Origin of the sequence: Tistrella mobilis KA081020-065 (genome assembly GCF_000264455.2) — a bacterium.
Classification (GTDB): Bacteria; Pseudomonadota; Alphaproteobacteria; order Tistrellales; family Tistrellaceae; genus Tistrella; species Tistrella mobilis.
Window position 1 is genome coordinate 999,595 of sequence record NC_017958.1, and the last position, 26,194, is coordinate 1,025,788.

Annotated in this window: 23 protein-coding genes; 12 read left to right on the forward strand and 11 right to left on the reverse strand. The window is 68.0% G+C overall.

What is annotated here, in order from left to right; all coding sequences use genetic code 11:
- Positions 1–2 precede the first annotated feature (2 nt).
- The 3 genes from TMO_RS28020 to TMO_RS28030 form a co-directional block, all read right to left on the reverse strand.
- Complete coding sequence (locus TMO_RS28020) at positions 3–320, reverse strand: hypothetical protein (protein ID WP_014748443.1); 318 nt, start codon at positions 318–320, stop codon at positions 3–5.
- 159 nt (positions 321–479) lie between these two features.
- Complete coding sequence (locus TMO_RS30095; protein WP_187297882.1) at positions 480–2,573, reverse strand: PAS domain-containing sensor histidine kinase; 2,094 nt, start codon at positions 2,571–2,573, stop codon at positions 480–482.
- A 197-nt stretch (positions 2,574–2,770) separates the two neighbouring features.
- Positions 2,771–3,874 carry a DUF2336 domain-containing protein gene (locus TMO_RS28030; protein WP_041608103.1) on the reverse strand — a complete coding sequence of 368 codons (1,104 nt, stop codon included), beginning with the start codon at positions 3,872–3,874 and terminating at the stop codon, positions 2,771–2,773.
- A gap of 346 nt (positions 3,875–4,220) precedes the next feature.
- On the opposite strand from TMO_RS28030, the gene TMO_RS28035 reads away from it, so the two are divergent.
- From TMO_RS28035 to TMO_RS30100, 10 genes are all read left to right on the forward strand, one after another.
- Entirely contained in the window at positions 4,221–4,622 is a 402-nt protein-coding gene (locus TMO_RS28035; protein WP_014748446.1) for a c-type cytochrome, read from the forward strand.
- 40 nt (positions 4,623–4,662) lie between these two features.
- Entirely contained in the window at positions 4,663–5,361 is a 699-nt protein-coding gene (locus TMO_RS28040) for a uracil-DNA glycosylase family protein (protein WP_014748447.1), read from the forward strand.
- A gap of 172 nt (positions 5,362–5,533) precedes the next feature.
- Complete coding sequence (locus TMO_RS28045) at positions 5,534–7,621, forward strand: sigma-54-dependent Fis family transcriptional regulator (protein ID WP_228382374.1); 2,088 nt, start codon at positions 5,534–5,536, stop codon at positions 7,619–7,621.
- Positions 7,622–7,984: 363 nt separating this feature from the next.
- The gene (locus TMO_RS28050) at positions 7,985–9,067 is read left to right on the forward strand and encodes an ATP-NAD kinase family protein (RefSeq protein WP_014748449.1); all 1,083 of its coding nucleotides are present in this window, start codon (positions 7,985–7,987) and stop codon (positions 9,065–9,067) included.
- 78 nt (positions 9,068–9,145) lie between these two features.
- Complete coding sequence (locus TMO_RS28055; protein WP_014748450.1) at positions 9,146–10,150, forward strand: thiamine pyrophosphate-dependent dehydrogenase E1 component subunit alpha; 1,005 nt, start codon at positions 9,146–9,148, stop codon at positions 10,148–10,150.
- A gap of 34 nt (positions 10,151–10,184) precedes the next feature.
- Positions 10,185–11,192: an alpha-ketoacid dehydrogenase subunit beta gene (locus TMO_RS28060; protein ID WP_014748451.1), complete on the forward strand. Its 1,008-nt coding sequence runs from the start codon at positions 10,185–10,187 to the stop codon at positions 11,190–11,192.
- 18 nt (positions 11,193–11,210) lie between these two features.
- Complete coding sequence (locus TMO_RS28065) at positions 11,211–12,323, forward strand: acetoin dehydrogenase dihydrolipoyllysine-residue acetyltransferase subunit (RefSeq protein ID WP_014748452.1); 1,113 nt, start codon at positions 11,211–11,213, stop codon at positions 12,321–12,323.
- A gap of 4 nt (positions 12,324–12,327) precedes the next feature.
- Entirely contained in the window at positions 12,328–13,122 is a 795-nt protein-coding gene (locus TMO_RS28070; protein WP_014748453.1) for an SDR family NAD(P)-dependent oxidoreductase, read from the forward strand.
- A gap of 373 nt (positions 13,123–13,495) precedes the next feature.
- Positions 13,496–13,651: a hypothetical protein gene (locus tag TMO_RS31930; protein ID WP_187297883.1), complete on the forward strand. Its 156-nt coding sequence runs from the start codon at positions 13,496–13,498 to the stop codon at positions 13,649–13,651.
- Positions 13,652–13,786: 135 nt separating this feature from the next.
- A complete protein-coding gene (locus TMO_RS30100) occupies positions 13,787–14,956 on the forward strand; it encodes a JmjC domain-containing protein (RefSeq protein ID WP_014748455.1) in 1,170 nt (389 codons plus the stop codon).
- 2 nt (positions 14,957–14,958) lie between these two features.
- Here TMO_RS30100 and TMO_RS28080 read toward each other — a convergent pair whose 3' ends face one another.
- Positions 14,959–15,933, reverse strand: coding sequence for an aspartyl/asparaginyl beta-hydroxylase (locus TMO_RS28080; RefSeq protein WP_014748456.1), 975 nt, complete (start codon positions 15,931–15,933; stop codon positions 14,959–14,961).
- Between the two features lie 3 nt (positions 15,934–15,936).
- Complete coding sequence (locus TMO_RS28085; RefSeq protein WP_014748457.1) at positions 15,937–16,215, reverse strand: PqqD family protein; 279 nt, start codon at positions 16,213–16,215, stop codon at positions 15,937–15,939.
- A gap of 161 nt (positions 16,216–16,376) precedes the next feature.
- On the opposite strand from TMO_RS28085, the gene TMO_RS30105 reads away from it, so the two are divergent.
- Positions 16,377–17,006 (forward strand): 2OG-Fe(II) oxygenase, encoded by a 630-nt coding sequence (locus tag TMO_RS30105; protein WP_014748458.1) that lies wholly within the window; start codon positions 16,377–16,379, stop codon positions 17,004–17,006.
- Between the two features lie 15 nt (positions 17,007–17,021).
- On the opposite strand, the gene TMO_RS28095 is transcribed toward TMO_RS30105, so the two are convergent.
- The gene (locus TMO_RS28095) at positions 17,022–17,336 is read right to left on the reverse strand and encodes a PqqD family protein (RefSeq protein ID WP_014748459.1); all 315 of its coding nucleotides are present in this window, start codon (positions 17,334–17,336) and stop codon (positions 17,022–17,024) included.
- 499 nt (positions 17,337–17,835) lie between these two features.
- On the opposite strand from TMO_RS28095, the gene TMO_RS28100 reads away from it, so the two are divergent.
- Complete coding sequence (locus tag TMO_RS28100; protein WP_014748460.1) at positions 17,836–19,767, forward strand: asparagine synthetase B family protein; 1,932 nt, start codon at positions 17,836–17,838, stop codon at positions 19,765–19,767.
- A 22-nt stretch (positions 19,768–19,789) separates the two neighbouring features.
- On the opposite strand, the gene TMO_RS28105 is transcribed toward TMO_RS28100, so the two are convergent.
- The 5 genes from TMO_RS28105 to TMO_RS28125 form a co-directional block, all read right to left on the reverse strand.
- Positions 19,790–20,578, reverse strand: a complete 789-nt coding sequence (locus TMO_RS28105) for a sulfotransferase domain-containing protein (protein ID WP_187297885.1) — start codon at positions 20,576–20,578, stop codon at positions 19,790–19,792.
- Positions 20,579–20,643: 65 nt separating this feature from the next.
- Complete coding sequence (locus tag TMO_RS28110) at positions 20,644–21,477, reverse strand: HPr kinase (protein WP_014748462.1); 834 nt, start codon at positions 21,475–21,477, stop codon at positions 20,644–20,646.
- A 168-nt stretch (positions 21,478–21,645) separates the two neighbouring features.
- Complete coding sequence (locus TMO_RS28115; RefSeq protein ID WP_014748463.1) at positions 21,646–22,749, reverse strand: siderophore-interacting protein; 1,104 nt, start codon at positions 22,747–22,749, stop codon at positions 21,646–21,648.
- Between the two features lie 41 nt (positions 22,750–22,790).
- Complete coding sequence (locus tag TMO_RS28120; RefSeq protein WP_014748464.1) at positions 22,791–23,927, reverse strand: ABC transporter substrate-binding protein; 1,137 nt, start codon at positions 23,925–23,927, stop codon at positions 22,791–22,793.
- A 14-nt stretch (positions 23,928–23,941) separates the two neighbouring features.
- Positions 23,942–26,098, reverse strand: a complete 2,157-nt coding sequence (locus tag TMO_RS28125) for a TonB-dependent siderophore receptor (protein WP_041607680.1) — start codon at positions 26,096–26,098, stop codon at positions 23,942–23,944.
- Positions 26,099–26,194: the final 96 nt, after the last annotated feature.

Genomic DNA, 26,194 nt, shown 5'->3' on the forward strand with positions numbered 1-26,194 from the left:
AGTCAGCGCCCATCGATGATCGACCCGCGGCGGACGCGGAACTGCGTGCCGTCATCCAGCTTGTGCAGCCCGTCTTCCAGCCGGCGACGGGTGCCGTCGGGGTTCATCACCGTCGCCTGCATGCGGAACTCGGTCGCGTATTGCGAGGGGCCGATCATGACGGTGCGGCCGTCGGACAGCATGCGGATCACCGTGTTGGGCGGCAGCGGCGGCGGCACCTCGGCCTCGCCGGGCGCAGCCGGATCTCCGGGAACCGCCGGCGTCGTCGGCTGCGGCTGAAGGTTGCGATCCGGTGGGATCTGGGCGGTGGCCGGCGCCATCCAAAGACAGGTGATCGTCAAAAGTGCAGAAAAGACCAGGGGCAGGCGGCTCGGGGAGGAACCGGGACGGGCGAGCATGGGTGATGCGACCATTCGACAGACTTGGGGACGCGGCAGGATCCGCCGGCGACCGGCGGATCAACCGTTGATCCATAGCATTTAGATGTCGGCGCCGCGAATCTTCTGCAAGCTCTCGATCAGGGGATCGTCACCATCCTCGTCGCTCTCGTCCTCCTCGCCCCCATCCTCGTCGCCGTCAGGGGGCAGGCCACCGCCGGTTTCGGTCACCAGCCGCCAGGCCGGCAGCAACACCCGGACCGTGGTTCCGACCCCGGGCTCGCTTTCCAGCACCACCTCGCCGTCATGCAGGTCGACCATCGCCTTGACCAGCGACATGCCGAGCCCGGTGCCCTCGTAGCGGCGCGACAGCGAGCTGTCGACCTGTTCGAAGGGCTGGAAGACCCGCGGGATATCGTCCTCGGCAATGCCGATGCCGGTGTCGGCGACATAGAGTTCGATCGTGCCGCCCTCGGCACCCCCCGGCGCGGCCGGGCCGGGATTGCGGCGCACGCCCAGCTCGACCCGTCCGCCCGGATCGGTGAACTTCACCGCATTGGACAACAGGTTCAGCAGCACCTGGGTCAGCTTGCGCTCATCGGCCTTCAGATCGGCGCGGCGCAGTTCGTCGGGCAGTTCCACCACCAGATCCAGGCCACCACGCCGGGCGCGCTCGGCCACCATCCGGCGGCTGCGCTCCAGCAGGAAGCGGATCGGGACCTCGCTTTCCTCGACCGCAAGCTTGCCGGCCTCGGCCTTGGACAGATCCAGAATGTCGTTGATCAGCGACAGCAGATGCTGGCCCGACTGGCGGATATCCGCGACATATTCTTCCTGCTTGGCGCTCATCGGCCCGAACAGCCCCGACTGGAGCATTTCCGAAAAGCCCAGGATCGCATTCAAGGGCGTGCGCAGCTCGTGGCTCATATTGGCCAGGAACTCGGCCTTGCTGCGCGCGGCCGCCAGCGCCGCATCGCGGGCCAGGCTCATGCCCTCGGCCAGTTCCACCAGCCGGGCGGTCTGCTCCTCCAGCCGCTCACGCGTGTCCTGCAACTCGTGCAGGTTTTCCTCGAGCTGGCGTTCCTTGACCTTGATGTCGGTCGCATCGACATGCACGCCGACCACCAGCCCGCCGCTCATCAGCCGTTCGCGGATCTGCAGCCAGCGGCCGTCGACATTGCGCTGCTCGATGATGCCGATCGGGTTGCGGTGCTTGCGCACGCGCTGGGCGATCCAGGCCTCACGATCGGCCAGACCTACGTCGATCCGGCCGGAATCGATTTCTTCCCGCAGCATGTCGACGAAGGGCGTGCCCGGCCGGGTCAGGTGGTCCGGCACGCCATAGAATTCGCGATAGCGGCTGTTGCAGAACACCAGCCGGTCCTCGGCATCGAACAGAACCAGCCCGGCCGACATGGCGTCCAGCGCCTCGTCGAGCACGCGATGGGTGCGCTCGGCCGCCTGGGTCTCGCGGCGCTGGTCGGAAATGTCGATCAGGGTCCAGGCGATGCGGTCCAGCCGGCCGTCCTGCAGACGATCGGCCATCGCGGTGATCCGCAGCCAACGCACCTCCGTGCCGGCGCCGAGCTGACATTCCACCGACAGCCGGTCGCGGGTGCCGCGGCGCATCTCGTCGAGCAGCCCTGCCAGCCGCTCGCCCACCACCCCCATGCGTGACAGGAGATCGGCGAAGGATTCGGCCCGGCCAGCCCAGGACAACAGCGTCCGGGCCCGCTTGTCCGAAACCCGGACCCGCCCGTCGGCATCGGTGACGACCAGCCCCACCTCGGCGGCTTCCACGTCCAGCCCCATTTCGGGGTCGGCCAGAAAGTCCTGCGGGACGGCGGCGAGTGTCGAGGCCATGGCTTCGGGCAGGTCGATGGCGATGCCGCGCAGCGTGGCGACACCGGTCGCCGACATCACCGGCGCGCCAAGCGCCACGATCACCCCGCCGCCCATCCAGCGCCGGGGCGCATCGGGCAGAAAGGCGCGGTACAGCATGTCTTCAAGGTCGCCGGCCAGCACGGCCGGGCAAAGCCTGCGGGCAAGATCGGCCAGCGGCAGGGGGCGCTGCGGCTGATCGGCAAGATGACCGACCGGCACGTCCCCGGCCACACCCGGCCGGGCAACCAGCACGAAGCCGCAACCGGGCGCCGCCCCGCCATCAAGGCCGGAGCCGCCCGTCGTCGCCACCATGCGGACCTCGTCGGTCCGCGCCACATCGCAAGCCGTTACCGACGCTTTATCGCCCATGCCCTCGTTCACACCGTCTCACCCCAACCCACCGTGGCACGGCGGGGATCCGGATCACCTGACCGTTCGTCCGCAAGTGTATTGTCCTTACGGAAGCGAGGCCACATGAACCGGAATGCGCGGGGGTGATTCCGCTCCCGTCAGGCCGCCCGGTCGCCGGATGCCAGGCGGCTGATCAGATAGTCGAGATTATCGCTGTCGATGCCCTCGACCTGGGTCAGCACACGCTCGATCAGGGTCGAGCGGCATCTGATCCGGTCTCCAGGCCGGCCGTCATACTGCATTTCACGCGCCACGTCGATGGCCGTCATCATCGCATGCGCCAGCGCGTCCGGAATCCGGGCGGTCTGCAGCAGGCGCTCCAGCCCCTTGCGGCCCGGATCGTCGATCAGCCGCTGGGCATTCATCAGCGCCACCCCGGCCAGACGCGAGATGCCGCGGTCGAAAAAGCCGCGATCGCCGATGCACAGCGCCCGGAACAGGATGGTGGGCGTCAGCCGGCGGGCGGCATAAAGCACGTCGATCAGTTCGTCCGGATCCTCGGCACGGGACGGATCGACCAGGCCGATCACCGCCCGCTCGCGGCCGGCGAGCGCCAGATCCAGCGCCAGGCCCGCAGGCACGTCGGGCCGCTTGACCAGCTGGGTACGCAGCCGGTCGGATACGACCGAAACCAGCCGCTCCGACACCTTCACCGGCAGCACCGGCCGGGCGATGACGCCGGCCTGAACGTTCTCGCTGGCCGGGAAACGGTCGATGGCGGTCAGCAGGGTCTTTTCGCCCAGCTCGGCCCCGGGATTGCCCACCACCGTCGCGACGGCGCCTTCGGCACCATGGCGGACGATCGTGTCGCCCAGTTCCGCCGAGATGGTCTTGCGGCGGGCCACCGCTTCCTGTGCCGCACCGGTCTGGGCGCGGACGATCTCGATCAGATCCTCGTCGGTCAGAACCTCCGAGAATTCCAGGATCGGCGTCGCCACCGGTACGACGTCACGCGCCAGCGTGCGGGCGACATCGCTGGGCACACCCGGATTGTCCTTCAGGGCCTCGGCGAGGGCGGAGCGGACCCGCACCTCGGCATCACGCAGCATCAGCCGGAAAATATCCTCGGCCAGCCGGCGCTCGCTGTCGCTGAGTTCTCCGTCGGCATGGACGGCGGCGACTTTGCGGGCAACGTCTTCGCGCCGCGCCGCCGTTGGCTCGGACAGCAGCTTGCGGATGTCTTCTTCGCTCAATTTAGCCATGACGACCTCCCCCGTTCCGTCGCGCCGCCGGACGATCTGCCCCATGCGGGCGGGCGATCCCCGGGCTTCGGTCACGGCGTGAACGCCTACAGCTTACGCGATTGGCCGGGACAGCGCCACGCAGGACAGGGTTAACACGTTCTTCACGATGTTTTCGTCAAGAATACCCGGCAAAAATACCCGGAAAACGGGTGTGCCGCCCGCCCCTGCCGCCGCCCTGCGGTGATAGGACGCACAGTCGGCCCCCATCGCTTATTCTAGATTGACGCCCGAGAGACAGCCGTGATCCGCCGGGGCAACGGCGTGCGCGGCCGAGGCGCAGATACATGAGGATGAGACAAGATCAATGAAGACCCCTTTCCGCATCGCAACCCCTTTCCGCATCGCATCCGTGGCCGGCCTCGCCGGCCTGATGCTCGCCGCAGGCCCCGCCGCCGCCGAGGGTGACGCCGCCAAGGGCGAGAAGATCTTTGCCCGCTGCAAGGCCTGCCACACCATCGAGGCCGGCGGCCCCAACCGCGTCGGCCCCAATCTCCACGGCGTCTACGGCCGCGAGGCAGGCAAGGCCGAGGGCTTCAAGTATTCGAATGCCATGGCCGAGTCCGGCGTGGTCTGGACCCCTGAAAACCTCGACACCTACCTGACGGCCCCGGCAAAGTTCATCAAGGGTAACCGCATGGCCTTCGCCGGGCTTGCAAAGCCGGAAGAACGCGCCGACATCATCGCCTATCTCGCCAGCCAGAAATGAGCCGGGGCGCCCCCTTGCGGTCACCGGCCCGGAAGGATCATTGACCGACAGCGCCGGACCTGACGTCTTCACCGCCGCCGCCCTGGCCCGACATCTGGGCCGGGTGATCGCCGCCCCCACCACCGCCGATGCCGGGGCGCATGCCGCCCTGGAAGCGGCGGTGACGGCGGCGCGCGGCTGCACGCTCTGTGCGCCGCATCTGCCACGCGGCCCCCGCCCGGTGCTTCGCGCCGGGGCGAGCGCCCGCATTCTGATCGTCGGGCAGGCGCCGGGAACCAGGGTTCACGAGACCGGCCTGCCCTGGAACGATGCCAGCGGCGACCGGCTGCGCGACTGGACCGGGCTCGACCGCGAGGTCTTTTACGATCCGGCCCGCATCGCGATCATCCCCATGGGCTTCTGCTATCCGGGCCGCGGCGCCGGCGGCGACCTGCCGCCCCGGCCGGAATGCGCCCCGGCCTGGCATCCGCGGCTGCTGCCGCATCTGCCCGAACTGCGCCTGGTGATCCTGGCCGGTGCCTATGCGATCGGGGCCTATGCCCGGCCGCTGCTCGGCCCTGCTTTCGCACGTGCACCACTCTCGGACGTGGTCGCAGCCTGGGAAACCCTGCCCCCGGGCATCATGCCCCTGCCCCATCCCTCCCCCCGCAACCGACGCTGGCTGCGCGACCGGCCCTGGTTCGAAGACCGTGTGGTGCCGGCGCTGAAGCAGCGGGTGGATTATGCGCTCGGGCGATGACGCAGCGCAGTCTTTCGTGTCGCACTGCAAGAAAAACCTGAGGCACGACGTCGCCACAGATCGGCCTTTTCCATTTATTTCAAGACCATGCATGCAGGCCTCTTGTACCGTTTCTGTCGCACGGCGCCTGAAACTGCGTTAGGATTTCACCCAGAGAGAGACGATCGCCGGCATGACCGGCGCCACGTCTCCGATCCTGGGGAGGACCTACACGATGGTGGCCATGCATGTGCGGGACCATATCGAGGAAGTCGTGCGTGTCGTCTCGACCGAGACGCCTGAACCCGGCACTGCGGCGCGCGCCCGTCGGGGCCTTGCCCGGCCGCAGCAGCTGCGCGCCTCCCCCTTCCGCGACGCACAGCAGGGCCACACCCCGCTGCGCGACGGGTTGATCCGCGACAGCTGGCGGCGCTGTGTCGCGACCCACGGCCTGGACCCCACCCGCCTGCAGGAGGCCCGCATCCTGCCCGAGGCGCGGGTGCGCGAGCATCGCGAACGGCTGGAAGACCTGATCCGCACCGCCCGCTTCGGCCTGGAAAGCCTGCATCGCCGCATCGCCGGCCAGGGCTATGTACTGCTGCTGTCGGATGCGCGCGGCGTGACGGTCGATTTCATGGGCGACCCCACCTTCGACAATCATCTGCGCCGGGCAGGCCTCTATCTGGGCTCGGACTGGAACGAGGCCCATGCCGGCACCTGTGGCGTGGGGCTGTGCATCGCCTCTGGCGAGGCGCTGACCGTGCATCAGACCGACCATTTCGATGCCACCCATGTCGGGCTGACCTGCACCTGTGCGCCGATCCACGATGTCGACGGCCGTCTCGCCGCCGTGCTCGACATCTCGGCCCTGCGCTCCCCCACACCTAAGGACAGCCAGCATCTGGCCCTGCAGCTGGTGCAGGACTACGCCCATACCATCGAAATGGCCAATCTGGAGCGGCGCTTCCGCGACCGCTGGCTGGTCCGCTTCAGCCTGTCGCCGGATTTCGTAGAGGCCGACCCGGATTGTGCGGTCGCGCTGGACGACGACGGCCGCATCCTGGGCATGACCGATCGGGCCCGCCGTCTGCTCGCCGGTCAGGCCGATGGCAGCGCTCGCGACCCGTCGGCGGTGATCGGCCGGCATTTCAACGAGCTGGTGGATTTCGACGTCGAACGCCTGGGCGATCTGGGCCGGGGAGCTGCAACCGAGTCCTGCGGCATCGAGGTCCGCTCGGGCCGCATGCTCTATGCCCATGCCGCCCCGCCGGGCCCGGCCCCCGCCGCCCGCAGCCGCCCCGATGCGCTCCGCCGCGGCACCCATGGCCTGCCGGCACCGCTCGCCGCCCTTACCGGCGGCGACCCTGCCATCCTGGCCATGCTGGGCCGCGCCGCCCGGCTGGTCGAGGCGCCGGTCGCGATCATGATCCGCGGCGAGACCGGCACGGGGAAGGAATATCTCGCCAAGGCCCTGCACCAGTCGCGCCGCAAACCCGGCCCCTTCGTGGCGGTCAACTGCGCAGCCCTGCCCGAAAGCCTGATCGAAAGCGAGCTGTTCGGCCATGTCCCCGGCGCCTTCACCGGCGCCCGCGCCCGCGGCCATGCCGGGCTGATCCGCGAGGCATCGGGCGGCACGCTGTTCCTGGACGAAATCGGCGACATGCCGCTCGCCCTTCAGGGGCGGCTGCTCAGGGTGCTGGCCGAACGCGAGGTGCTGCCTGTCGGCGGCTCGCGGCCGGTGCCGGTCGACATCCGGGTGATCTCGGCCAGCCATCGCGACCTGATGGCCGAGGTGCGCGCCGGCCGCTTCCGCGAAGATCTGTACTACCGCCTGAACGGCGCCCTGCTGACCCTGCCGCCGCTCAGGGAACGCGCCGATCTGGACTGGCTGGTCGGCCGGATGCTGGCCGACGGCGCGGCCGATCCCGCCGGCCACCGCCTGGACCCGCAGGCCCGGCTGCGCCTGCGCGCCCATCACTGGCCGGGCAATCTGCGGGAACTGGCCAATGCGCTGGTCTGCGCCCGGGCGGTCTCCACCGGCGGCGTGATCCGGGTCACCGACCTGCCCGAAGACCTGCAGGCCCCGGCACTCAGCGCCCAGGCCCATGCCATCGGCCCCCATCCGCGGGCGCGGGAGGATGCCGAGATGCTGCGCATGGTGCTGAAATCCCACCGCTGGAACGTCTCGGCCGCCGCCCGCGCGCTCGGCATCGACCGCACCACCGTCCACCGCCGCATGCGCCGCCTGGGCATCCGCCCGCCGCATCGGGTAGAGGGGTGAGGCGCGGCAGGCCATAGGCTCCTGAACGCCACGATCAGCGACAGTACAGGTGGATTCCCGCCTCCGCGGGAATGAGGTTATCTTTTTGTTCTAACACAATAAACTGTCATCCCCGCGAAGGCGGGGATCCACCTTTGCGTCACGATGCACGACATCGGCAGGAGGCAGATCCGATCTGCGCCCGCCGACCTGCGGCACCCGCATCGCCCGTGGCGCCACAGCTGTGGCAGGGCGCACGCGACACGCCACAGCGGCTTTCGTCCAAGCATTTGATTCTGCTCAAAACATAGAACTGGCCCGCCTTTTGCCACTCTCAGCCCGGACCGCACCGTCAGATGTGCGGCGACAAGATGGATGAGGGGCATGGAAACGCGACGAGACGACGCAGCGCCGCCTGCGGGCGCGCCGCTGGTGGGCGTGATCGCCAATCCGGTCTCCGCGCGGGATATCCGCCGGGTGATCGCCAACGCCACCAGCCTGCAGATCGCCGACCGGGCCAATATCGTGCTCCGGATTCTGGCCTGTCTGCGCCATTTCGGCATCGGCCGGGTGGTGATGATGCCGGATACTGGCGGGGTGCGGTCGCATGTGAAGCGCGGCCTGCACCAATCGGCCAATCGCGGTGACGGCCGCTTCCCGGCGGTCGAATGGCTGGACATGGCCGTCACCGCCACCGCCGACGACAGCATCGAGGCCGCCCGGCGCATGGCCGCCATGGGTGTGGCGGTGATCGTGGTTCTGGGTGGCGACGGCACCCATCGCGCCGTTGCCTCGGCCTGCGGCCGCGTACCGATCGCCGGTGTGTCGACCGGCACCAACAACGCCTTTCCCGACACCCGCGAGGCCACCGTCACCGGGCTGGCCGTGGGGCTGGCCGCCGCCGGGCTGGTACCGGCCGAGGTGGCCTTCCGCCCCAACAAGCGTCTGGAGGTGACCGTCGCCGGCCGCACCGAAACCGCGCTGGTCGATGTGGCGGTGGTGGCGGAGCGCTATGTCGGCGCCCGCGCGCTCTGGCGCACCGAGGGTTTCCGCGAGCTTTTCGTCACCTTCGGCGACCCGCGCACCATCGGCATGTCGGCCATCGCCGGGCTGTCGGCTCCGGTCGACCGCGAGGCCCCCTTCGGCCGCCATCTGCGCTTCGCCGACCCTGCCCATGCGGAACGGGTGCTGCATGCCCCGATCGCCCCCGGGCTGATCCTGCCGGTCGGCATCGATGCCATCGCCCGGCTGGATCCCGACCGGCCGGTGCGGGTGATGGCCGAGGCCGGGTCTCTCGCCTTCGACGGCGAGCGCGAAATCGCCTTCACCGCAGCGGACGCCCCCACCGTCACGCTGCGCACCGATGCCTTCCGCACCGTCGATGTCGAGGCCTGCATGGCCCATGCCGCGGCGGAAGGCCTGTTCTTCGACAGGATGCGGGCACCGGCTGCAAACACCAGCGCCTGACGACATCCCCGCACCTGACCACTCCTACGACTCAACCACGAAGGCGGACACACCGCCACCATCCAGGGAGGATGACCGATGCCGGATTCAAAGCCCGCCCGTCCCGACGGGCCGCTGCCGCTCGATCACGACCGGCTGCTCCACGCCTACCGGATCATGCGCACCATCCGCGATTTCGAGGAACGCCTGCATGTCGATTTCGGCCGCGGCGACATCCCCGGCTTCGTGCATCTCTATGCCGGCGAAGAGGCGACGGCCGCCGGCATCATGATGCATCTGAACGATCAGGACCGCATCGCCTCCACCCATCGCGGCCATGGCCATTGCATCGCCAAGGGCGTCGACGTGGTGGGCATGATGGCCGAGATCTACGGCAAGACCACCGGCTCCTGCCGCGGCAAGGGCGGCTCCATGCACATCGCCGACCTGTCCAAGGGCATGATGGGCGCCAACGGCATCCTCGGCGCCGGTGCGCCGCTGGTCTGCGGCGCGGCGCTGGCCGCCAAGGTGCTGGGCCACAAGGGTGTCGGCATCAGCTTCGTCGGCGACGGCGCCTCCAACCAGGGCACCTTCCTTGAAAGCCTGAACCTGGCCGCCGTCTGGAACCTGCCGGCGATCTTCGTGGTCGAGAACAACGGCTATGCCGAAAGCACCGCCTTCGAATGGGCGGTCGCGGCCGACAGCTATGTCGACCGTGCGACCGGCTTCGGCCTGCCCGGCGTCACCGTCGACGGCACCGATTTCTTCGCGGTCTACGAGGCGGCGGGCGAGGTGATCGCCCGGGCGCGCGAGGGCGGCGGGCCGTCGCTGCTGGAATGCAAGATGGTCCGCTTCTTCGGCCATTTCGAAGGCGATGCCCAGACCTACCGCGCCAAGGGCGAGCTGGAGCGCATCCGCGCCGAGCAGGACTGCATCCGGATCTTCCGCAGCCGCGTCACCGGTGCGGGCGTGGTGACCGATGCCGAATGCGACGCGATCGATGCCGAGGTGGCAGAGCTGATCGAGCGCGCCGTGCAGGCCGCCAAGGACGCGCCGATGCCGTCCCCGGCGGATCTCCTCACCGACGTCTACGTCTCGTACTGAGCCGGTCCGGCTCTTCTTCCGGAGGATTTCCGTCATGGCCCGCAAGATCAGCATGAAAGACGCCATCAACGAGGCGCTGGACCAGGAGATGACCCGCGACCCCACCGTCATCATGATGGGTGAGGACATCGTGGGCGGCACCGGTGCCAGCGGCGAGGCCGATGCCTGGGGCGGCGTTCTGGGCGTCACCAAGGGGCTCTACGCCAAGCATGGCGACCGGCTGATGGACACGCCGCTGTCTGAAAGTGCCTATGTCGGTGCCGCAATCGGCGCCGCCACCTGTGGCCTGCGCCCCGTCGCGGAGCTGATGTTCATCGACTTCATGGGCGTGTGCTTCGACCAGATCTACAACCAGGCCGCCAAGTTCCGCTACATGTTCGGCGGCAAGGCCGAAACGCCGGTCACCATCCGCGCCATGGTCGGCGGCGGCTTCCGGGCGGCGGCACAGCACAGCCAGATGCTGACCCCGCTGTTCACCCACATCCCCGGGCTCAAGGTCGTCTGCCCGTCGAACGCCTATGACGCCAAGGGCCTGCTGATCCAGTCGATCCGCGACAACGACCCGGTGATCTTCTGCGAGCATAAGGCGCTCTACGGCCACGAAACCGATGTCCCTGCCGAATCCTACGCCATCCCCTTCGCCGAGGCGGCGGTGGTGCGCGAGGGCGGCGACGTCACCATCGTGACCTATGGGCTGATGGTGCACCGGGCCCTGGAAGCCGCCGCCCTGCTGGCGAAAGACGGGATCGAGGCCGAGATCATCGACCTGCGCACGCTCTCGCCGCTCGACATGGACACCGTTCTGGAAAGCGTGGAGGCGACCGGCCGGCTGGTGGTGGTCGACGAGGCGCATCCCCGGTGCTCGATCGCAACCGACATCGCCGCCCGGGTGACGCAGGACGCCTTCAAGGCGCTGAAGGCCGCGCCGCGCATGGTGACCGCACCCCATACCCCGGTGCCGTTCTCGCCCACGCTCGAAGACCTGTTCCTGCCCTCGGGCCAGGCGATCGCCGAGGCCGCCCGCACGACCCTCGGCCGCTGACCAGGAGACGAAACCGCGATGAGTGACGACCGCATCAAGCCGCTGGTCATGCCGAAATGGGGCCTGTCCATGCAGGAGGGCCGCCTTGCCGCCTGGCTGGTCGAGGAAGGGGCCGACATCTCGGTCGGCGACGAGATCATGGAGGTCGAGACCGACAAGATCACCAATGTCGTGGAGGCGGCCGATGCCGGCCGTCTCCGCCGCCGGGTCGGGCAGGAGGGCGAGGTCTACCCGGTGAAGGCGCTGCTGGGCGTGCTGGCGCCGCCCGAGGTGGACGACGCCGCGATCGATGCCTTCGTCGCCGCCTATGAGGTGCCGGCGGCGGGCGGCGATGACGAGGACGCCACCCCTGCCCATGCCTTCGTCGACACCCCGGCCGGCCGGCTGCGCCATGCCAGCCGCGGCGAGGGCGGCCCCCATGTCGTGCTGATCCACGGCTTCGGCGGCGATCTCGACAACTGGCTGTTCAACATCGACGATCTGGCCGCCGCTGCCCGGGTCCATGCCCTCGACCTGCCGGGCCATGGCCAGTCGTCCAAGGATGTGGGCGCGGGTGATCTGGATGCGCTGACCGACGCGGTGCTTGCCTTCATGGACAGCCAGGATATCGAGGCGGCGCATCTGGTCGGTCATTCCATGGGCGGTGCGGTCTCGGCGCGCCTCGCCACGACAAGGCCGGAGCGCGCCCGCTCCCTGACGCTGATCGCCTCGGCTGGGCTGGGGGACGACATCGACCAGGGCTATATCGACGGCTTCGTCACCGCGGCCTCGCGCCGCGACCTCAAACCCGTGCTCTCGAAACTCTTCGCCGACCAGGCCCTGGTCGGGCGGCGGCTGGTCGACGATCTGCTGAAATACAAACGCCTCGACGGGGTCGATGCGGCACTGGCGAAGCTCCGCGACGGGCTGTTCGCGGGCGGCCGCCAGAAGACCCCGCTCGCCGGTGCCATCGCCGCTGCCGATCTGCCGGTGCTGGTGATCTGGGGCACGGAGGACCGGGTGATCCCGGCCGCCCATGCCACTGCCGTGCCCGGGGCCACGGTCGAGGTCCTGCCCGATGCCGGCCACATGGTCCAGATGGAAGCGGCTGCCCGGGTCAACGAATTGATCCGGCGCCATATCGGAGGATGATCCCATGACCGCCTCTCTCCCCCTTTCCGGTCGCCGCACGGTGGTGACCGGCGCCGGCCGCGGCATCGGTGCCGCCATCGCCCGCGGGCTTGCCGCCCAGGGTGCGGCGGTGATGATCGCCGATCTCAACCCCGACACCGCCGCCGGCGTGGCTGACGAGATCCGCAAGGCCGGCGGCAAGGCCGCCTCCACCGCGGTCGACGTGCGCGAGCGGGCCTCGGTCGCGGCCATGCTCGACCGGACGATCGCTGAATTCGGCGGACTGGACGTGGTGTTCAACAATGCCGGCATCGCCCAGGTCCGCCCCTTCCTCGCCATCACCGAAGACGACTGGCGGACGGTGATGGACGTGAACGGGCTGGGCGTGCTGATCGGCATGCAGGAAGCGATCACCCGCCTGCGCGCGCAGGGCACGGGCGGTGCGATCATCAACACCGCCTCCATCGCCGGCAAGCAGGGCTACGAGCCGCTGGCCCATTATTCCGCCAGCAAATTCGCGGTCGTCGCCCTGACCCAGGCGGCGGCGCGGGCCTTCGGGGCGGAGAATATCCGGGTGAATGCGATCTGCCCGGGCGTGGTCGCGACCGATATGTGGAAGCTGATCGATCAGGGCTTCCGCGACTCAGGCCTCACCGGCCGCGAGAACGAGGCCTTCGATCAATTCGCCGCCGGCGCCGTGCTCGGCCGTCCCTCCAGGGCCGAGGATCTGGTCGGCGTCGCCTGTTTCCTGGCATCCGATGCGGCCGCCTTCATGACCGGCCAGACCCTGCTGGTCGACGGCGGGATGGTGATGGACTGACCTCCCGGGTCCACACCCTCTTCCCCACCGCCGTCTCCACCCCGCCCCGGCTCCACCCGGGGCGGGGTTTTCCTGTGCGGCCGCCTGCACGGCCTGTTTCCCGCCGCACAACGCGACGCTGATGTTGCGCTTCCGTGACGTCAGGTGACGATACGGCAACCTTCAGGAGCGCGCGCAGTCGCCGTGGAACAAGGCGCGCCTTTGCGGCCGGAACACTCACTCGCTTCTGCATCTGTTGCCGTGCCGACGCATGACCGGAGGCGTCCGCCACACATCAGGCTCCGGAACAGATAAACCGGATTGACTGCCCTCCACCGCCCACGCAAATTGATGCCGTGTGGTTTCAGTTTTCCCAAAATGGGGGGATCTTCGCATGACGCAGTCCGTGTCGTCCGATCAGAATGCCGGCGGAGACGTCAAGACGGCAAAGGCCGCCTGGGTCCGTCCGACTCTCGATGCGATGGATCTGGTCACCACGACCAGGGTGGCCGGGGGCTTCGGCCCCGACAATGACCTGTCCCCCAGCTGAAGCCGACGTCTTTCAGGCCGGCTCACGAAAACAGCCCTGAGGCGATGGTGTGAGCCGCGCCTCCACCCGATCGGATGATCCCGGCTGATCGGGATCTGCGCGGGCTCTGGCATCCGACCTGCGCACGGAGTGCCGATGATACCGTCCCTGGATGCCCTTCTGGCTCCGCACGACCCGGCGCTGCTCCATGCGGCCATCCGGGAACGCCGCATGGCCTGGTTCCGGACCGGCCATGATGATCTGTTCCGCGCGCTTCTGCCCTGGTCGACCTTCAACAGCCTGCTGGGGTCGGAGCGGCTGCTGGACGACCGGACCCGGATGGTGCGGCGTGGCCGCGACCTGCCGCGGGAAATGTGGAGCTATCTCGGCCCCGACATGAAGCGGGTGGTCGTGCCCGAGCTGTTGCAGCGGTTCTGCCATGAGGGGCTGAGCATCGCCCTCAACCAGATCCAGCATGCGGTTCCCGGCATCGCCGCCCTGGTCAAGATGCTGGAACAGGCGCTGCCGGCCCGCATCGGGACCAATGTCTATGCCAGCTTCGGCAGGGAAAGCGCGTTCCGCGCCCATCACGACCCCCATGACGTGCTGGTCCTGCATCTGCACGGCCGCAAGCGGTGGTTCGGGTTCGGGCATCAAAGCGCACACCCGCCCGGCATGCCGCTCACCAACGACCGCCTCGGCCCCGTGCATTGGGAACAGGTGCTGGAGCCTGGCGACATTCTGTATCTCCCGCGCGGCGAGATCCACCGGGCGTCGGTCGAGGGGGAGGCATCCCTCCATCTGACCAACGCGCTGCTCTGGCCCCGGGGATCGGACCTGCTGCACTGGCTGGCCGGGACCGGGTTGGCCGGGAATGGGTTGGCGGCCGACGATCTCGACCGGGACATCCCGGTCTACGGGACGGCCACCGATCTGGAACGCTGCGCAGAAGAGCTGCGCGCCACGCTGCACCGCCTGGCCGATAGCATCGATCTCACCGCCTTCCTGGCCGCCCACATACAGAAGCGACAGACCCGGCCGCCCTTCAATCTGGGCCTGTCGTCAGATTGCGCGCCGACCTGCTGGGTTCAGCCCCTGCCGGCACCGGATCTGCGCCTGCCGGCGGAGGGCGGTGCCACCATCCCGTTCAACGGCGAAGAGGTGACGCTGGATCCGGATGAGCGTGCCGTGCTGGCGGCATTGCTGGCCGGCGGCGCACGGCAGATCGCCAGCCTGCCCGGTCCGGCCGGGCTGGACATGGAGACGGTGCGTGACACCGTCGCCCGCCTTGCCCGACGGTCTCTCGTCCTGCTGACGGAAGGCTGATCTCACGCCTGGCCGGCCTGCAGACGCAGATGCTCCAGGCGGTCATGATGCGCGTCCGCCAGATCACGGGCAAGCGCTGCCAGATCCGCGGTCACCGCCGCGCGTTTACGGGTGCCGTCGGGCTCGAACCTCTGCCGGCCCGTCGGATCCTTGGCATGGCGGCCGGCCGCATGGGCCAGACGATCGGCTTCCTCCGCGGTCGGTATCAGCCCCAGCCAGGGCAGGATCTGCGTCGTCAGGGCCTGGGGCAGCGCTTCATAGGGCACCAGCAGCCAGTCCCCTGCCCCCTGCCGCTCCACATCGCGCACCACCCCCGCCAGGATCCGCCCCAGCACCTGGGCGGCGAAGGCCAGGGGCGTGTCTGCAACCTGCGACGGCGTGCCCCCCAGAAAGAGCCCGGCCTGCATCCGATGCGCGGCCCGCCGCATCCATCCGGCCGGGCGGTCCCGCAGAGAGACCAGGATCTCGTCGGGCCGGCGGTAGACGAACAGCTTCGGCACGCCGGGAAAGGCCTGATCCAGCAAAGGCAGGTGCAGGGCGTTCCAGCTGGACAGTTTCAGGATGAACCGGTCCTGATCCGGCCGGGCGATCCGGGCCAGGGCGGCAGCCACCCGCCGCAGGGCCTCCACCTTTGTCGCAGCCGGCAGGAACGGCCAGACGCCATCGACGCTCAACACGTCGTTGAGCGCCTGGGGCTCCGAGACCACATGGCAGCGGGTGAGCAGCGACAGGCTGCGCGAAACCAGGGTGGAGCCGCAGCGGCCGGTATGCAGGATCAGCGCCGCGGGGGCCGGCGCATCACCCGTCAACGGCAGTTCAGCCCGCCAGCCCGGCCCTGCCCCTGCAATCCTGTCATCGAAGAAGGGCAAGCCCGGGTCCGTGCCGGCGATATCGGCCCAGTCGGCCGTGATCCGGCCGGCCTCGTGATGAAGCCTGGCCGGCACGGGTTGCGGCACGGCTGAGAGGACCGGCTCCATCGGTCAGCCGTGGATGCGGATCAGCTTCTGATCTTCCATCTGCCCCAGCAGATCCAGAACGTCGCGCTCGATCTCGGCAGCGGATGCGTCATACCGCTCCCCCAGCGACCGGCAGAGATCGGTCACCTTCCGCGGCCGCTCCAGCTCCCGCCAGATCTCGGCGCTGATGCGGTTCAGGCTGAAATACCGCCCCTGTTCCATATCCATCATGATCAGTTCGCCATCGGTTTCGGTGGCAAGCAGATCGGGGTTGGCCGAAACGACGCTGGAAAGCTCGATCATGATCCGGTTACCCTGTTCGACATCCGGGGGAGAGGGATGGTATCAGCATCCGGCGGATTCGTCGGCGGGTTTTCGGCAGATCGTCGGCAGGGGCGCGATGTGCAAAGACCCGTTCACCATCCTTCCCATGTCATCGCCCTTCCCACGCCGACGGACGCCTCATGACACCCGCCGCCATCGACGCATTCTCGGCCGTCCCGCCACATCTCGTCATCCGCGATGCGTTCGGGGCAGACATGGCCGCCCGCCTGCTCGCCTTTGCCCTGGCGCAGGCGGAGCTGTTCTCCGAAACCCAGGTGGGCAATCAGAAGGGCCGGGTTGCGAAGCAGATCCGCAGTTCACGGGTCATCGGAACCCTCGGTGCGCTCGAAGGCGATCTGGAGACGAAGTTCCGCGCCCTGCTGCCCCGGGCGACAGCCGCCTTGCATCTGGCGCCCTTCACTCTCGACAGTCTGTCGATGGAGCTTGCCGCCCATGGCGATGGCGACTTCTACCGGCGGCACATCGACACTTTCGTGCGGGGGGAGATGACCGGCACCGACCGGGTGCTGACCGCCGTCTACTATTTTCATGCCACGCCCAAACCTTTTACGGGGGGAGAATTGCGGCTGCATTCCCTTCGCCCGCTCGACCAGGGCGGCAGTTACATCGACATCGAACCGGTGCATGACAGCCTGCTGCTGTTTCCGGCCTGGGCACCACACGAAGTGCGCCCGGTCTCCTGCCCGGGGGGCAGCTTCGCTCAGTCACGCTTTGCCATCAATTGCTGGTACAACAGCCGGGCGCACTGATACGGGTTGCGACCGTCAGCCCTCGCCCGCAGCCGTTACGATCAGCAGGCCTTCCCCCTCCAGCCGTGTCAGGAAATGCGCCGCCTCGGCCCGGATGGTCTCTTCCGGTGCATCGTAGATCGGCGCGAGTTCGGCCACGATCCGATCGAGGCTGCAGGGTGTCGCCAGAAGCTGCCAGATGCGGCCGGCCACCGGATTGAGATTGAAGTACCGGCCGAGTTCAACGCTCATCATGATGACCTGATCGCCGACCGATGCGCTCAACAGGCGGGTCTTCTGCCGATAGAGCCGATCCGTCGTCACGGCGGCGATAGTCACATCGTCCTGCATGGTCGTCACGCTCCCGGAGCCCGCACCTCGTTGATCACCACGGTTTCAGTGTAGCGCCGGACGGGTCTGGCTCGAAGCCTGATATTCAAAAGGCCAGGCATCTGAAAGCGCTGCAATGTGAAACGTATGCACGCCATATCATTGAATTGCCTGGCTTGTTTATACACACTTTCAAGCATCTCCCGGCATACGGCCGGATTCCTGTTCTGACGATCTATGACATCTGCTACACTGAAAATGTCAGATTTCGAGATAATGTAACGACATAGACTCGCAAAGCTGCACTGCTCGCAGATCTCGATCTTTTCAAGCAGGACGATGACATGACTGATACCAGGCATGATCTTACCCCGGACGTGGCACCGACAGCGCCCCGCCTGAAATGGCAGACACCCGATTTTGAGGTGCTGCAGACCGCCCAGACCAGCAACAACGGCCTCGTCGCCCCCGGCGATGACATCTTTTCGCCGTCTCCGACCGGAAGCTGATCCGGCCGTCGATGTCGTTTTTTGCAGGGCTCGTCGGCACGGAACCCGTCCCGGCCGAGGGCAGCGACGGGCTTGACGGCATTGCCGCAACCTATGGCGGGGGCGGCAGGGCATCGGTCTGGCGTGGCGATTCGGCGGCGATGGTGCATGTGCCGCGCCCCGTCACGCCCGAGGATCGTCTGGACCGCTTTCCCGCCGCGTTTGCCGGGGGCACCTCCAGGCTGGTCTTCGACGGCCGGCTGGACAATCGTGAGGACGTGATCCGGGCGCTGGCGCTGGATCCGGCCCGTGCCGTTCGCCTTGGCGATGGTGCGTTGGTGATGGCGGCGCTGGAGCGCTGGGGGATCGACGCCTGCCCCCGACTGATCGGTGCCTTCGCCTTCGCCTGGTGGAACGAGAGCCTGCGCCGCCTGGTGATGGCGGCAGATGCCAGCGGCGGCCGGACGATCTTTGCACACAGTGACGGCCGGCGGCTCCGCTTCGCCAGCCGGCCCCTGGCGGTTCTGGCCTTTCCAGGCATGGCCCGCCAGGTCGACGAAACCGCGATGGCGCATCTCCTGCTCGCACGTCCCATTCCGGCAGGGGCGACCCCCTTTCGCGGCGTGTTCCGCCTGCCGCCGGCCGGGCTGCTGGTCTGGAAGGACGGCCACCACAGCATCAGCCGCTACTGGCGCCCCGATCCCGGCCGCAGGATCGTATATCGGGATCCACGCGACTATGTCGAGGCAGCGCGCGAACTGCTCGACCAGGTCGTCGCGGCCAATCTGAGGGCGATCGACCCCGTCGCCTGCCAGCTGTCGGGGGGGCTGGATTCCAGCGCGGTGGCTGCGACGGCCGCCCGGTTGAGCAGCCCGCGGGTGCTGCACACGCTCACCGCGCAGCCGGATCCCAGCGCCCCGATGCCGGCCGAACGCCCCCGCGGCTTCTACGACGAGGGGCCCTTTGCCGCGGCTACCGCGGCGCTCTATCCGAACATCACCCCACATTATCTTCCCGCCGGGGCAATCACGCCGGGGGAAGAGGATGCGACGGCCCTGTTCCGGCAGTTCGGCGTGCCGATGCGGAACTTCACCAATTTTGGCGCCTGGCAGCCCCTCTATGCCCGGGCGAAAGCGCTCGGCGCATCGGTGATCCTGACCGGGACGGCGGGCAATTGCACCCTGTCGTGGAAGAGCGAGGCCCTGCTCGCCGATCTCGCCGCCGCGGGACGGTTCGTGGAACTGGCGCGACAGCTTCACGGTCTGCGCCGCCATGGCCATCGTCCCTGGCCTCAGATCCGGCAGAATCTGTTGCGATATGTGGTTCCCGCCCGCGCTCGGAGGCAGATGCAGCGGCTGCGCGGCACCGGGGAAGCCTGGCGCAAGCGTGCACTGCTGACCGCCGATCTGGAGGCGCTGGTCGAGCCGGTCGCGGTCACCGACTCAGTGCTCATCAGTACCGACCGCGCCGACTATGATCGCCGGTCCCGCATCGCCTATCTCGACAGATACTTCGCGAACTGCCAGTGGCTGGCGGGGCATCCCTACGTCACCGGTTGCGATCCGCGCGACCCCCTGGGCGATCGGCGGCTGGTCGAGTTCTGTCTGGCTCTTCCGGTGACGATCTGGCAGACGAATGGTAAACCTCGTTCCTTCGCCCGCGAGGTCCTGAAGGATCGTCTGCCGCCCCGGGTGGTGGACAATCAGAAGCGCGGCTATCAGAACGGCGACTGGTTCCACCGGCTGACACAGCTCCGCCCTGCTTTCATGGCCGAACTCGACCGGCTGGAGGCATCGGCCAGCGTCCGGAGGATGGTGAACCTGCAGCGCATCCGCGCCGTGGCCGAAAACTGGCCGGCAGATGCCGATGCCGCCATGGCCCGCGACGCCGAGATGCTCGACCTTTTTGCCCGTGGCATCCATTACAGCCGCTTCATCCGCTGGGTCGAGGGATCCAACGCGTGAGCGACATGGCGGGCCGCCCGGCTTACAGATAGCCCAGCCGGTACATCACCTCGCCGTGATCGCGCTCGATCTGCTCGACCTGCGCCGGGTTCAGTGTGTCACGCCAGCCGCCCGCCATTCCCCGGCGGAAGAAACGCCGGCCGCCACCGGGCGTTTCCGGGAAGTTGCCGGCCTTCTCCTCGTCCCGCAGGCGGTCGAAACGCGTCGCCGCCACGGTCCCCGCGATCGCGGCTTCGCTGCTGGTCCAGCCAAGGGTGGCGCTCGTCTGCCGCAGAACCGCGGCGAAATCCGCAAGCATGTCCTCATAGCGGATCACCAGAGGGGCGAGCCCCGAGCGATCGATCCAGCTCGTGACATGTCCGCTCCAGTCCGAATACGTCTGCGGCAGGTGATGATGCCCCGAGCGGATGCCAGCCGCCACGGCGTAGTCCGGATCTGCCATCAGAGCGATGGCCTCATCAACCTCCATGCCGAAATGATGGGCGAACGAGACCGCCACATCGCGCGGATCCCGCACCAGATAGATGGATGCAGCCGTCACCTCTTCCGGAAACAGCGCCTCGCCATCCGACGTGCGCTGCCAACAGTCATGGATCTTCCAGATCGTCGTCTCCCGGGCCTGGGTGTCCATGAAGCCGTAGACCTTGGGCCGCAGCAGCAGCACTTCTTCTGCCGACAGATCAGAGGAGTCGATATCGAGCGCCATGTCGAAGCGATGGCGTGCGGCGAGCAGGATGCCGATATTATTGACCATGCTGCCGAGATCGATGGGCTTGCCGCCATTCTGCAGCGTAATCAGGGCGATCCGCATCCAGGTATTGCCCGATTTGGGATAGGAGGCCAGCCACACATTGTCCCGGACCCGGTTCGGTATCATCACGCAGCCTCCGTCAGCAGCCGGCCGATCTGCGGTCCGACCCGGGCTATGGTGCCGAGCCCGTCGGGCAGGGTCAGCGCGTGGTTCGGCAGGGTCGTGGCAAGGGTCGCACAGGCCTGAAACACCCGGTCGGAGAGGCCCAGAAGATCGGCGGCCGTGCGCCGGTAGATACAGTCATGCAGCACCCGAACCGCCGGCAGCCCGCTCTGCGGAACCAGCCTGGGCCCATCCGGCAATTGCCGGATCCGCGGATGCAAGCGGCAGATGGCGTCGAGACGTCTCGGCACCCCATCGAAACTCCGAAAGACCGGGCGGTCGAACTTCTCCAGAACCACAAGGCGACGCAACCGTCTTCCGGGAGCGATGCCGAGGGCGTCGAGCGTGTCGCGCCAGAGCTTCTGACGCGGGACACCGGGCAGAACCGCCGGCCCACCCGGGGCACACATATCGATCATGGTGACGTCGTCGGACAGAAGCTCAGCCCCCTCGGCCAGAAGCAGGGCCGCTACGGTCGACTTTCCCGTAGCCGACGGCCCCATGAGCGCGACGGTTCGACCGCCGATCACCACCGTGCTCGCCTGCAGCGGAAACAGACCCCGTTGAAGCCCCAGGAACCCCAGCACCGGGCCCAGCAGAAAGACGGCAATATCGGGCGTGTCGTCGGCATGGGGGCTGTCGATGATCACCTCGCCGCCGCCACTCACCAGGAAATCCGCCACGTTCCTGACCGTATAGCGCAGCTGTCCGCGTTCATTCACCTGCACCAGAGGGGTCTGCCGTACCCGTCCGGAAAGCTCTTGCGGCACCTCGCCCCGCCGGATATGGACATCCACCGGCCTGTCGTCTCCCGTCCATGGCAGAAGTTCGGGCAAGGGCCAGTCCGTCCGGACCCGCCAGCCGCACAGAGAGAGATCATCACAATCGGCTGTCAAGAATCGGCACCCGCAGGAGTAGGACTGACGGGGCAATCCCCCATGTGCCGCCACAATAGCAAATCCGGGTCAGGCAGAAACCGACGCAATGCCCGCCGCGACGATATCCGCCTCGCTCATGCCCCGCCGCCAGTGGGAGAAGGCGATCATGCGGTCGGCGGAGATACCGACCTCCGTCTTCAGGAAGCCGCGCATCGCGCGGAACGCACTGTATTCGGCACCGATCCAGGCGAAGATGTCGCCGTGATCGGCCGGCACCGCCACCTGCCGCAGGGCATCGATCAGCAGGCTTGTTGTCCCCGGCGCCGCGGCACCGCGACGCAGCCAGCGGATCTGCACCCCCGGCGGGGCGGCGATCACCTGTTCCTCGGCAGCGTCGGCAACCTCGATCAGCGCCACGCCCCCCGCTTCCGCCGGCAGATCTTCCAGGATACGGGCGATGCCGGGCAGGCCGGTCTCGTCACCGGCGAGCAGATACCAACCCGCCGGCTTCGGCCCGTTGGCGGCCGGCCCCAGAATGCCGACGACATCGCCCGGCGCCGCATCCCGTGCCCAGGCGGCCCCGGGGCCGGCACCGTCATGGAGCACGAAATCAATGTCGAGCCGGCCGGCCGCGGCATCGATCCGGCGGATGGTGAAGATGCGCGAGGGCAGCACGTCGTTCCCCGGCCAGAGGATGCGGCCGTGATCATCGAGTTCGGGCCAGCGCGGGGTGGTGACGCCCTTCGCCTGGAACAGCAGCCGGCAATGGATCTGGTCGGGCACCGCATAGCGGCCCAGATCCTGGCCCGCAAAGGTGATCCGGCGCATGCGCGGCGTCAGCTGCGTAACGCTGTGGACGGTGAGCACGCGCAGATCCTGTGGCAGGGCCGAGCCGACGGCATCGCCGGTCCAGCCGATCTGAAGATGCTCGGGCCGGGCGACGAAATCGATCAGCCCGGTCAGGTCGTGCTTGAGGCGGTTGAAGGCCGCCGGGTCGGATGCCTCGACCGCCAGCCGGAGCACACCCTGCCCCGGCATCAGCCGGGCCCGGCCGAAATCGGTCTCGACCAGATGACCGTCCCCCTCGGCACGGAGCGTCATATTATGGGCCGAGAGCGAGGCGATGATGGTGTCGAGATAGCGGTCGAGATTGGCAAAGGCGATCTCGGCCTCGGCCTTGAAGCGTGGCATGGGGCTCGTCCTTCAGACTGTCTTGTTTTTTCGAGCGGGTCTCAGCCCGCAAGGCTCACCCAGCAGGGGCCGGGCAGCGGTTCGGCAAGGAAGCGGCGGCCGATCTCGTCGAGCGTCGCCGCAGGGTCGAGATCGGCGAACAGCGCCGGATGCAGCCAGGTGGCGGCAATCTCGACGAACAGAATGTTGAGCGGGGTCACGCTCAGCAGCCCCGTCCACACCCCGTGCACCCGCCCGTCACGGACGGCCGGCAGCGTCTCGAAGCCGGTGCGCGCGACCAGCCGGGCAAGGCCGGCGCGTGCGGCCGCAGGGTCGAGCCCCGGGGCGATGCCCGGCCGGATGCCGGCGCCATAGGAACCCCCCGAGGCGATATAGACCGCCGGCGCCTCGGTCATCAGCTGTTCGATCGGCAGTTTGACGTACCAGGACGCCTCGATCGCCGAGAGCGTGCTGCCACCGGCAAGCCTGAGGAGATCGCCCCAGATCCGCTGCCCCGCCGCCCAGCAGCAATCGTCATAGGTCGACTGAACCTCCAGATAGGCGCGGGTCGGCGCCACGCCGGCGAGCCGCCCGGTCACCCGCGCCAGGCGGTCGGCGACGAAATCCGTGAAGGTGCGGGCGCGGGCGGGCACACCCAGCACCTCGCCCCACATCCGCATCGCCCGGCCCATGTCGCCGATCGGGTCGCCGGCCGCACCTGCCGGCGGTGCCGCATTGCTGGCGGCATTGCTGAACACCACCGGAATGCCGGCGGCGGCCAGCTGCCGGACCAGACGTCCCTCCCCCAGTTCCGGTTCCATATAGGCGCTGGCGACCACCAGATCGGGGGTGAGCGACAGGATATGCTCAACCGATAATGTGTCGGGGGTCTGGCCGCCGACCTCGGCGATCAGGCTGCCATCGGGCCGCGTTTCATAACGCCGGCGCAGAAGGTCGCTGTCGAGCCTGGCCACATCCGCCCAGCCGACCACCAGCCGCGACGGATCGGGATGCAGCAGGGCCATGCTGATCACGTCGCGCGCATCCAGCAGCACGATGCGCGCCACCGGCCCCGCCAGTTCGACCGTCCGGCCGATCACGTCGGTGACGACCATCCCGCCGCCGGCGGCACGGGCGAGCGTCGGGGCTGCGGCAGCCGCCCCCAGCAGGGTCAGAAAACTGCGGCGATCGAGATCCATCAGAGACTGGCTCCTCACCAGCTGTAGCGCAGCCCGGCCAGCACCTCGGTGCCGTTGCCGTACTGGCAGTAAAAGCCGCTGGTGCAGCTCGTGTAATAGGTCTTGTCGAACAGGTTGGTGGCATTCAGCGTCACCTGGGTGCCCTGCAGCGACGGCGACAGCCGGGCCAGATCATAGCGCAGCGCCACATCGACCAGGGCGAAGCCGTCGGCCTTGAAGCTGTTGGTGTCGTCGGCATAGCTGCTGCCGACCACACGCACGCCCGCCCCCAGGGTCAGACCGTCGAGCGCGCCGGCATCGACGGCGTAATTGGCCCAGACCGACCCGTGATAGGCCGGCACCGCCTGCGGACGCTTGCCGATATTGGCCGCGACCGTCGATTTCGTGACCTCGGTGTCGAGCAGGGTGAGGGCCGCAATCACCTCCAGATTGGTGGTGACATTGCCGCGGGCCTCGAACTCGACACCCCGCGAGCGGACTTCACCCTGCTGGACATTGAAACCGGGCGTGCTGCCGGGGGTGAGAACGTTCTCCTGCCGGATCTGGAAGGCGGAGACGGTGAACAGCGCCGTCATGAAATCCGGTTCGTATTTGACGCCCAGCTCCCACTGCTCGGCCTCGGTCGGATCGAAGGGCCGCCCCGACGCGCCGACGCCGATCACCGGCTCGAACGAGGTCGAATAGCTGACATAGGGCGCGATGCCGTTGTCGAAACGATAGAGCAGACCGGCACGATAGCTGGGCGACCGGCTCGACTGGTCGCTGGTGGTGCCGGCCAGGCGGTTCCGGCTCTCCTGCTCCGTCCAGTCGTAACGCGCGCCCAGCAGCAGCCGCCAACCGCCCAGGCTCATCTGGTCCTGCAGATAAACGCCCGTCTGCTCCAGGGTCTGGCGGGTATCGATCACCGCCGCGAGTGCCCCCACCGGCAGGCCATAGCGCGGATTGCCCAGATCCAGCGGCTCGGCCGCCCCCATCTCATAGGTCCAGTCGCTCGCCGCATGCTGATAGTCGACGCCGATGATCGCCTGATGCCCCACGGCACCCGTGGCGAAATCGACCTGCGCCCGGTTGTCGGTGGCGACACCTTCAACCGTTTCTGTCGAGCGCAGAGCCATGCGCGGCAAAAACCCGTCTGCCGTGATCCCGCCCGCCATCTGCAGGCTCTGGAAATCCAGGTCGATTTCGGAATAGCGGGTCTTCGAGCTGACGCTCACCATGTCATTGATCCGGTGGTCGAAGCTGTAGCCGATGGCGCGCTGGGTGCGGTCATAGCTGTCGAAAGCCGGATCGCCGACATTGTCCTCGCGGCCGAGCCCCCCCTTCCAGGCATCCGGCGCCAGCTCCTGCGGATAGGTGGAGTTGAAATAGCCGCCCTTCGGATCGGCCTGATAAAAGCCCTGAAGGGTAAGCTGCGTGTCCGCATCCGGCTGCCAGCGCAGCTGGGGCGCGATCGACAGCCGTTCCTCCTCGACATCGTCATAGCGGGTGTCGGCCCGCCGGCCCATGGCGGCGATGCCGTATTGCCACTGCCCCTCGGCATCGATCCGGCCCTGGCTGGCGATGCCGCCCTGCAACCGGCCATGGCTGCCGCCCTCGATCCGGGCCTCGCCCGATGCCGTGGCAGAGGGGCTGCGGCTCAGCTGATTGACCAGCCCGCCCGGGCTGGTCTGGCCATAGAGCACCGCCGACGGCCCTTTGAGCACATCGATCCGGTCAAGCAGGAAAGGATCGACCGAGGGCAGCGCGAAGGCCTGACCGCGGGGCAGGCGCAACCCGTCGAGGAAGTCGACGATCCGCGTCGAGGTGCCGAAGCCGCCGAAGCCGCGCAGGAACAGGCTGTCGTAACGGCCGGTGGCATCGGGTGTGGAGAGCACGCCGGCGGTATAGGTCAGCGCATCCTTGACCGTGCGCGCATTCTGATCGTCCAGCTGACCACGGGTGACGGTGCTGACCGATTGCGGGGTCTCCAGCACCGGCGTCCCGGTCTTGGTCGCACTGGTTGCGACCGGCGCCAGATAAGTATCGCCCGTGGTCACCGCCGATGCCTCGCCCTCGACCTGAAGCGAGGGCAGCGTGGTCGCCGTCTCGTCGGCCACCGCCCCCATCGGCGCCAGCACGGCCGCTGCGGCGATCACTCCGGCGCTACCCCGTCTTGAGAACACCCCCGTCATGCCTCCGTCCTTCCCCGTCTCCGTCGCCCGCCCGAGCGGACCTGCCCCCGGGCGGATCTGTCAATTAATGCGAATGCGCATCATTCGCGATAACTG

Bases quoted from the DNA above. Each gene is read 5' to 3' on its own strand.
- TMO_RS28020 (WP_014748443.1), bottom strand. From the start codon at position 320: ATGGCGCCGGCCACCGCCCAGATCCCACCGGATCGCAACCTTCAGCCG.
- TMO_RS30095 (WP_187297882.1), bottom strand. From the start codon at position 2,573: ATGGTGGCGACGACGGGCGGCTCCGGCCTTGATGGCGGGGCGGCGCCC.
- TMO_RS28030 (WP_041608103.1), bottom strand. From the start codon at position 3,874: ATGGCTAAATTGAGCGAAGAAGACATCCGCAAGCTGCTGTCCGAGCCA.
- TMO_RS28035 (WP_014748446.1), top strand. From the start codon at position 4,221: ATGAAGACCCCTTTCCGCATCGCAACCCCTTTCCGCATCGCATCCGTG.
- TMO_RS28045 (WP_228382374.1), top strand. From the start codon at position 5,534: ATGACCGGCGCCACGTCTCCGATCCTGGGGAGGACCTACACGATGGTG.
- TMO_RS28050 (WP_014748449.1), top strand. From the start codon at position 7,985: ATGGAAACGCGACGAGACGACGCAGCGCCGCCTGCGGGCGCGCCGCTG.
- TMO_RS28055 (WP_014748450.1), top strand. From the start codon at position 9,146: ATGCCGGATTCAAAGCCCGCCCGTCCCGACGGGCCGCTGCCGCTCGAT.
- TMO_RS28060 (WP_014748451.1), top strand. From the start codon at position 10,185: ATGGCCCGCAAGATCAGCATGAAAGACGCCATCAACGAGGCGCTGGAC.
- TMO_RS28065 (WP_014748452.1), top strand. From the start codon at position 11,211: ATGAGTGACGACCGCATCAAGCCGCTGGTCATGCCGAAATGGGGCCTG.
- TMO_RS28070 (WP_014748453.1), top strand. From the start codon at position 12,328: ATGACCGCCTCTCTCCCCCTTTCCGGTCGCCGCACGGTGGTGACCGGC.
- TMO_RS31930 (WP_187297883.1), top strand. From the start codon at position 13,496: ATGACGCAGTCCGTGTCGTCCGATCAGAATGCCGGCGGAGACGTCAAG.
- TMO_RS30100 (WP_014748455.1), top strand. From the start codon at position 13,787: ATGATACCGTCCCTGGATGCCCTTCTGGCTCCGCACGACCCGGCGCTG.
- TMO_RS28080 (WP_014748456.1), bottom strand. From the start codon at position 15,933: ATGGAGCCGGTCCTCTCAGCCGTGCCGCAACCCGTGCCGGCCAGGCTT.
- TMO_RS28085 (WP_014748457.1), bottom strand. From the start codon at position 16,215: ATGATCGAGCTTTCCAGCGTCGTTTCGGCCAACCCCGATCTGCTTGCC.
- TMO_RS30105 (WP_014748458.1), top strand. From the start codon at position 16,377: ATGACACCCGCCGCCATCGACGCATTCTCGGCCGTCCCGCCACATCTC.
- TMO_RS28095 (WP_014748459.1), bottom strand. From the start codon at position 17,336: ATGCAGGACGATGTGACTATCGCCGCCGTGACGACGGATCGGCTCTAT.
- TMO_RS28100 (WP_014748460.1), top strand. From the start codon at position 17,836: ATGTCGTTTTTTGCAGGGCTCGTCGGCACGGAACCCGTCCCGGCCGAG.
- TMO_RS28105 (WP_187297885.1), bottom strand. From the start codon at position 20,578: ATGCGGATCGCCCTGATTACGCTGCAGAATGGCGGCAAGCCCATCGAT.
- TMO_RS28115 (WP_014748463.1), bottom strand. From the start codon at position 22,749: ATGCCACGCTTCAAGGCCGAGGCCGAGATCGCCTTTGCCAATCTCGAC.
- TMO_RS28120 (WP_014748464.1), bottom strand. From the start codon at position 23,927: ATGGATCTCGATCGCCGCAGTTTTCTGACCCTGCTGGGGGCGGCTGCC.
- TMO_RS28125 (WP_041607680.1), bottom strand. From the start codon at position 26,098: ATGACGGGGGTGTTCTCAAGACGGGGTAGCGCCGGAGTGATCGCCGCA.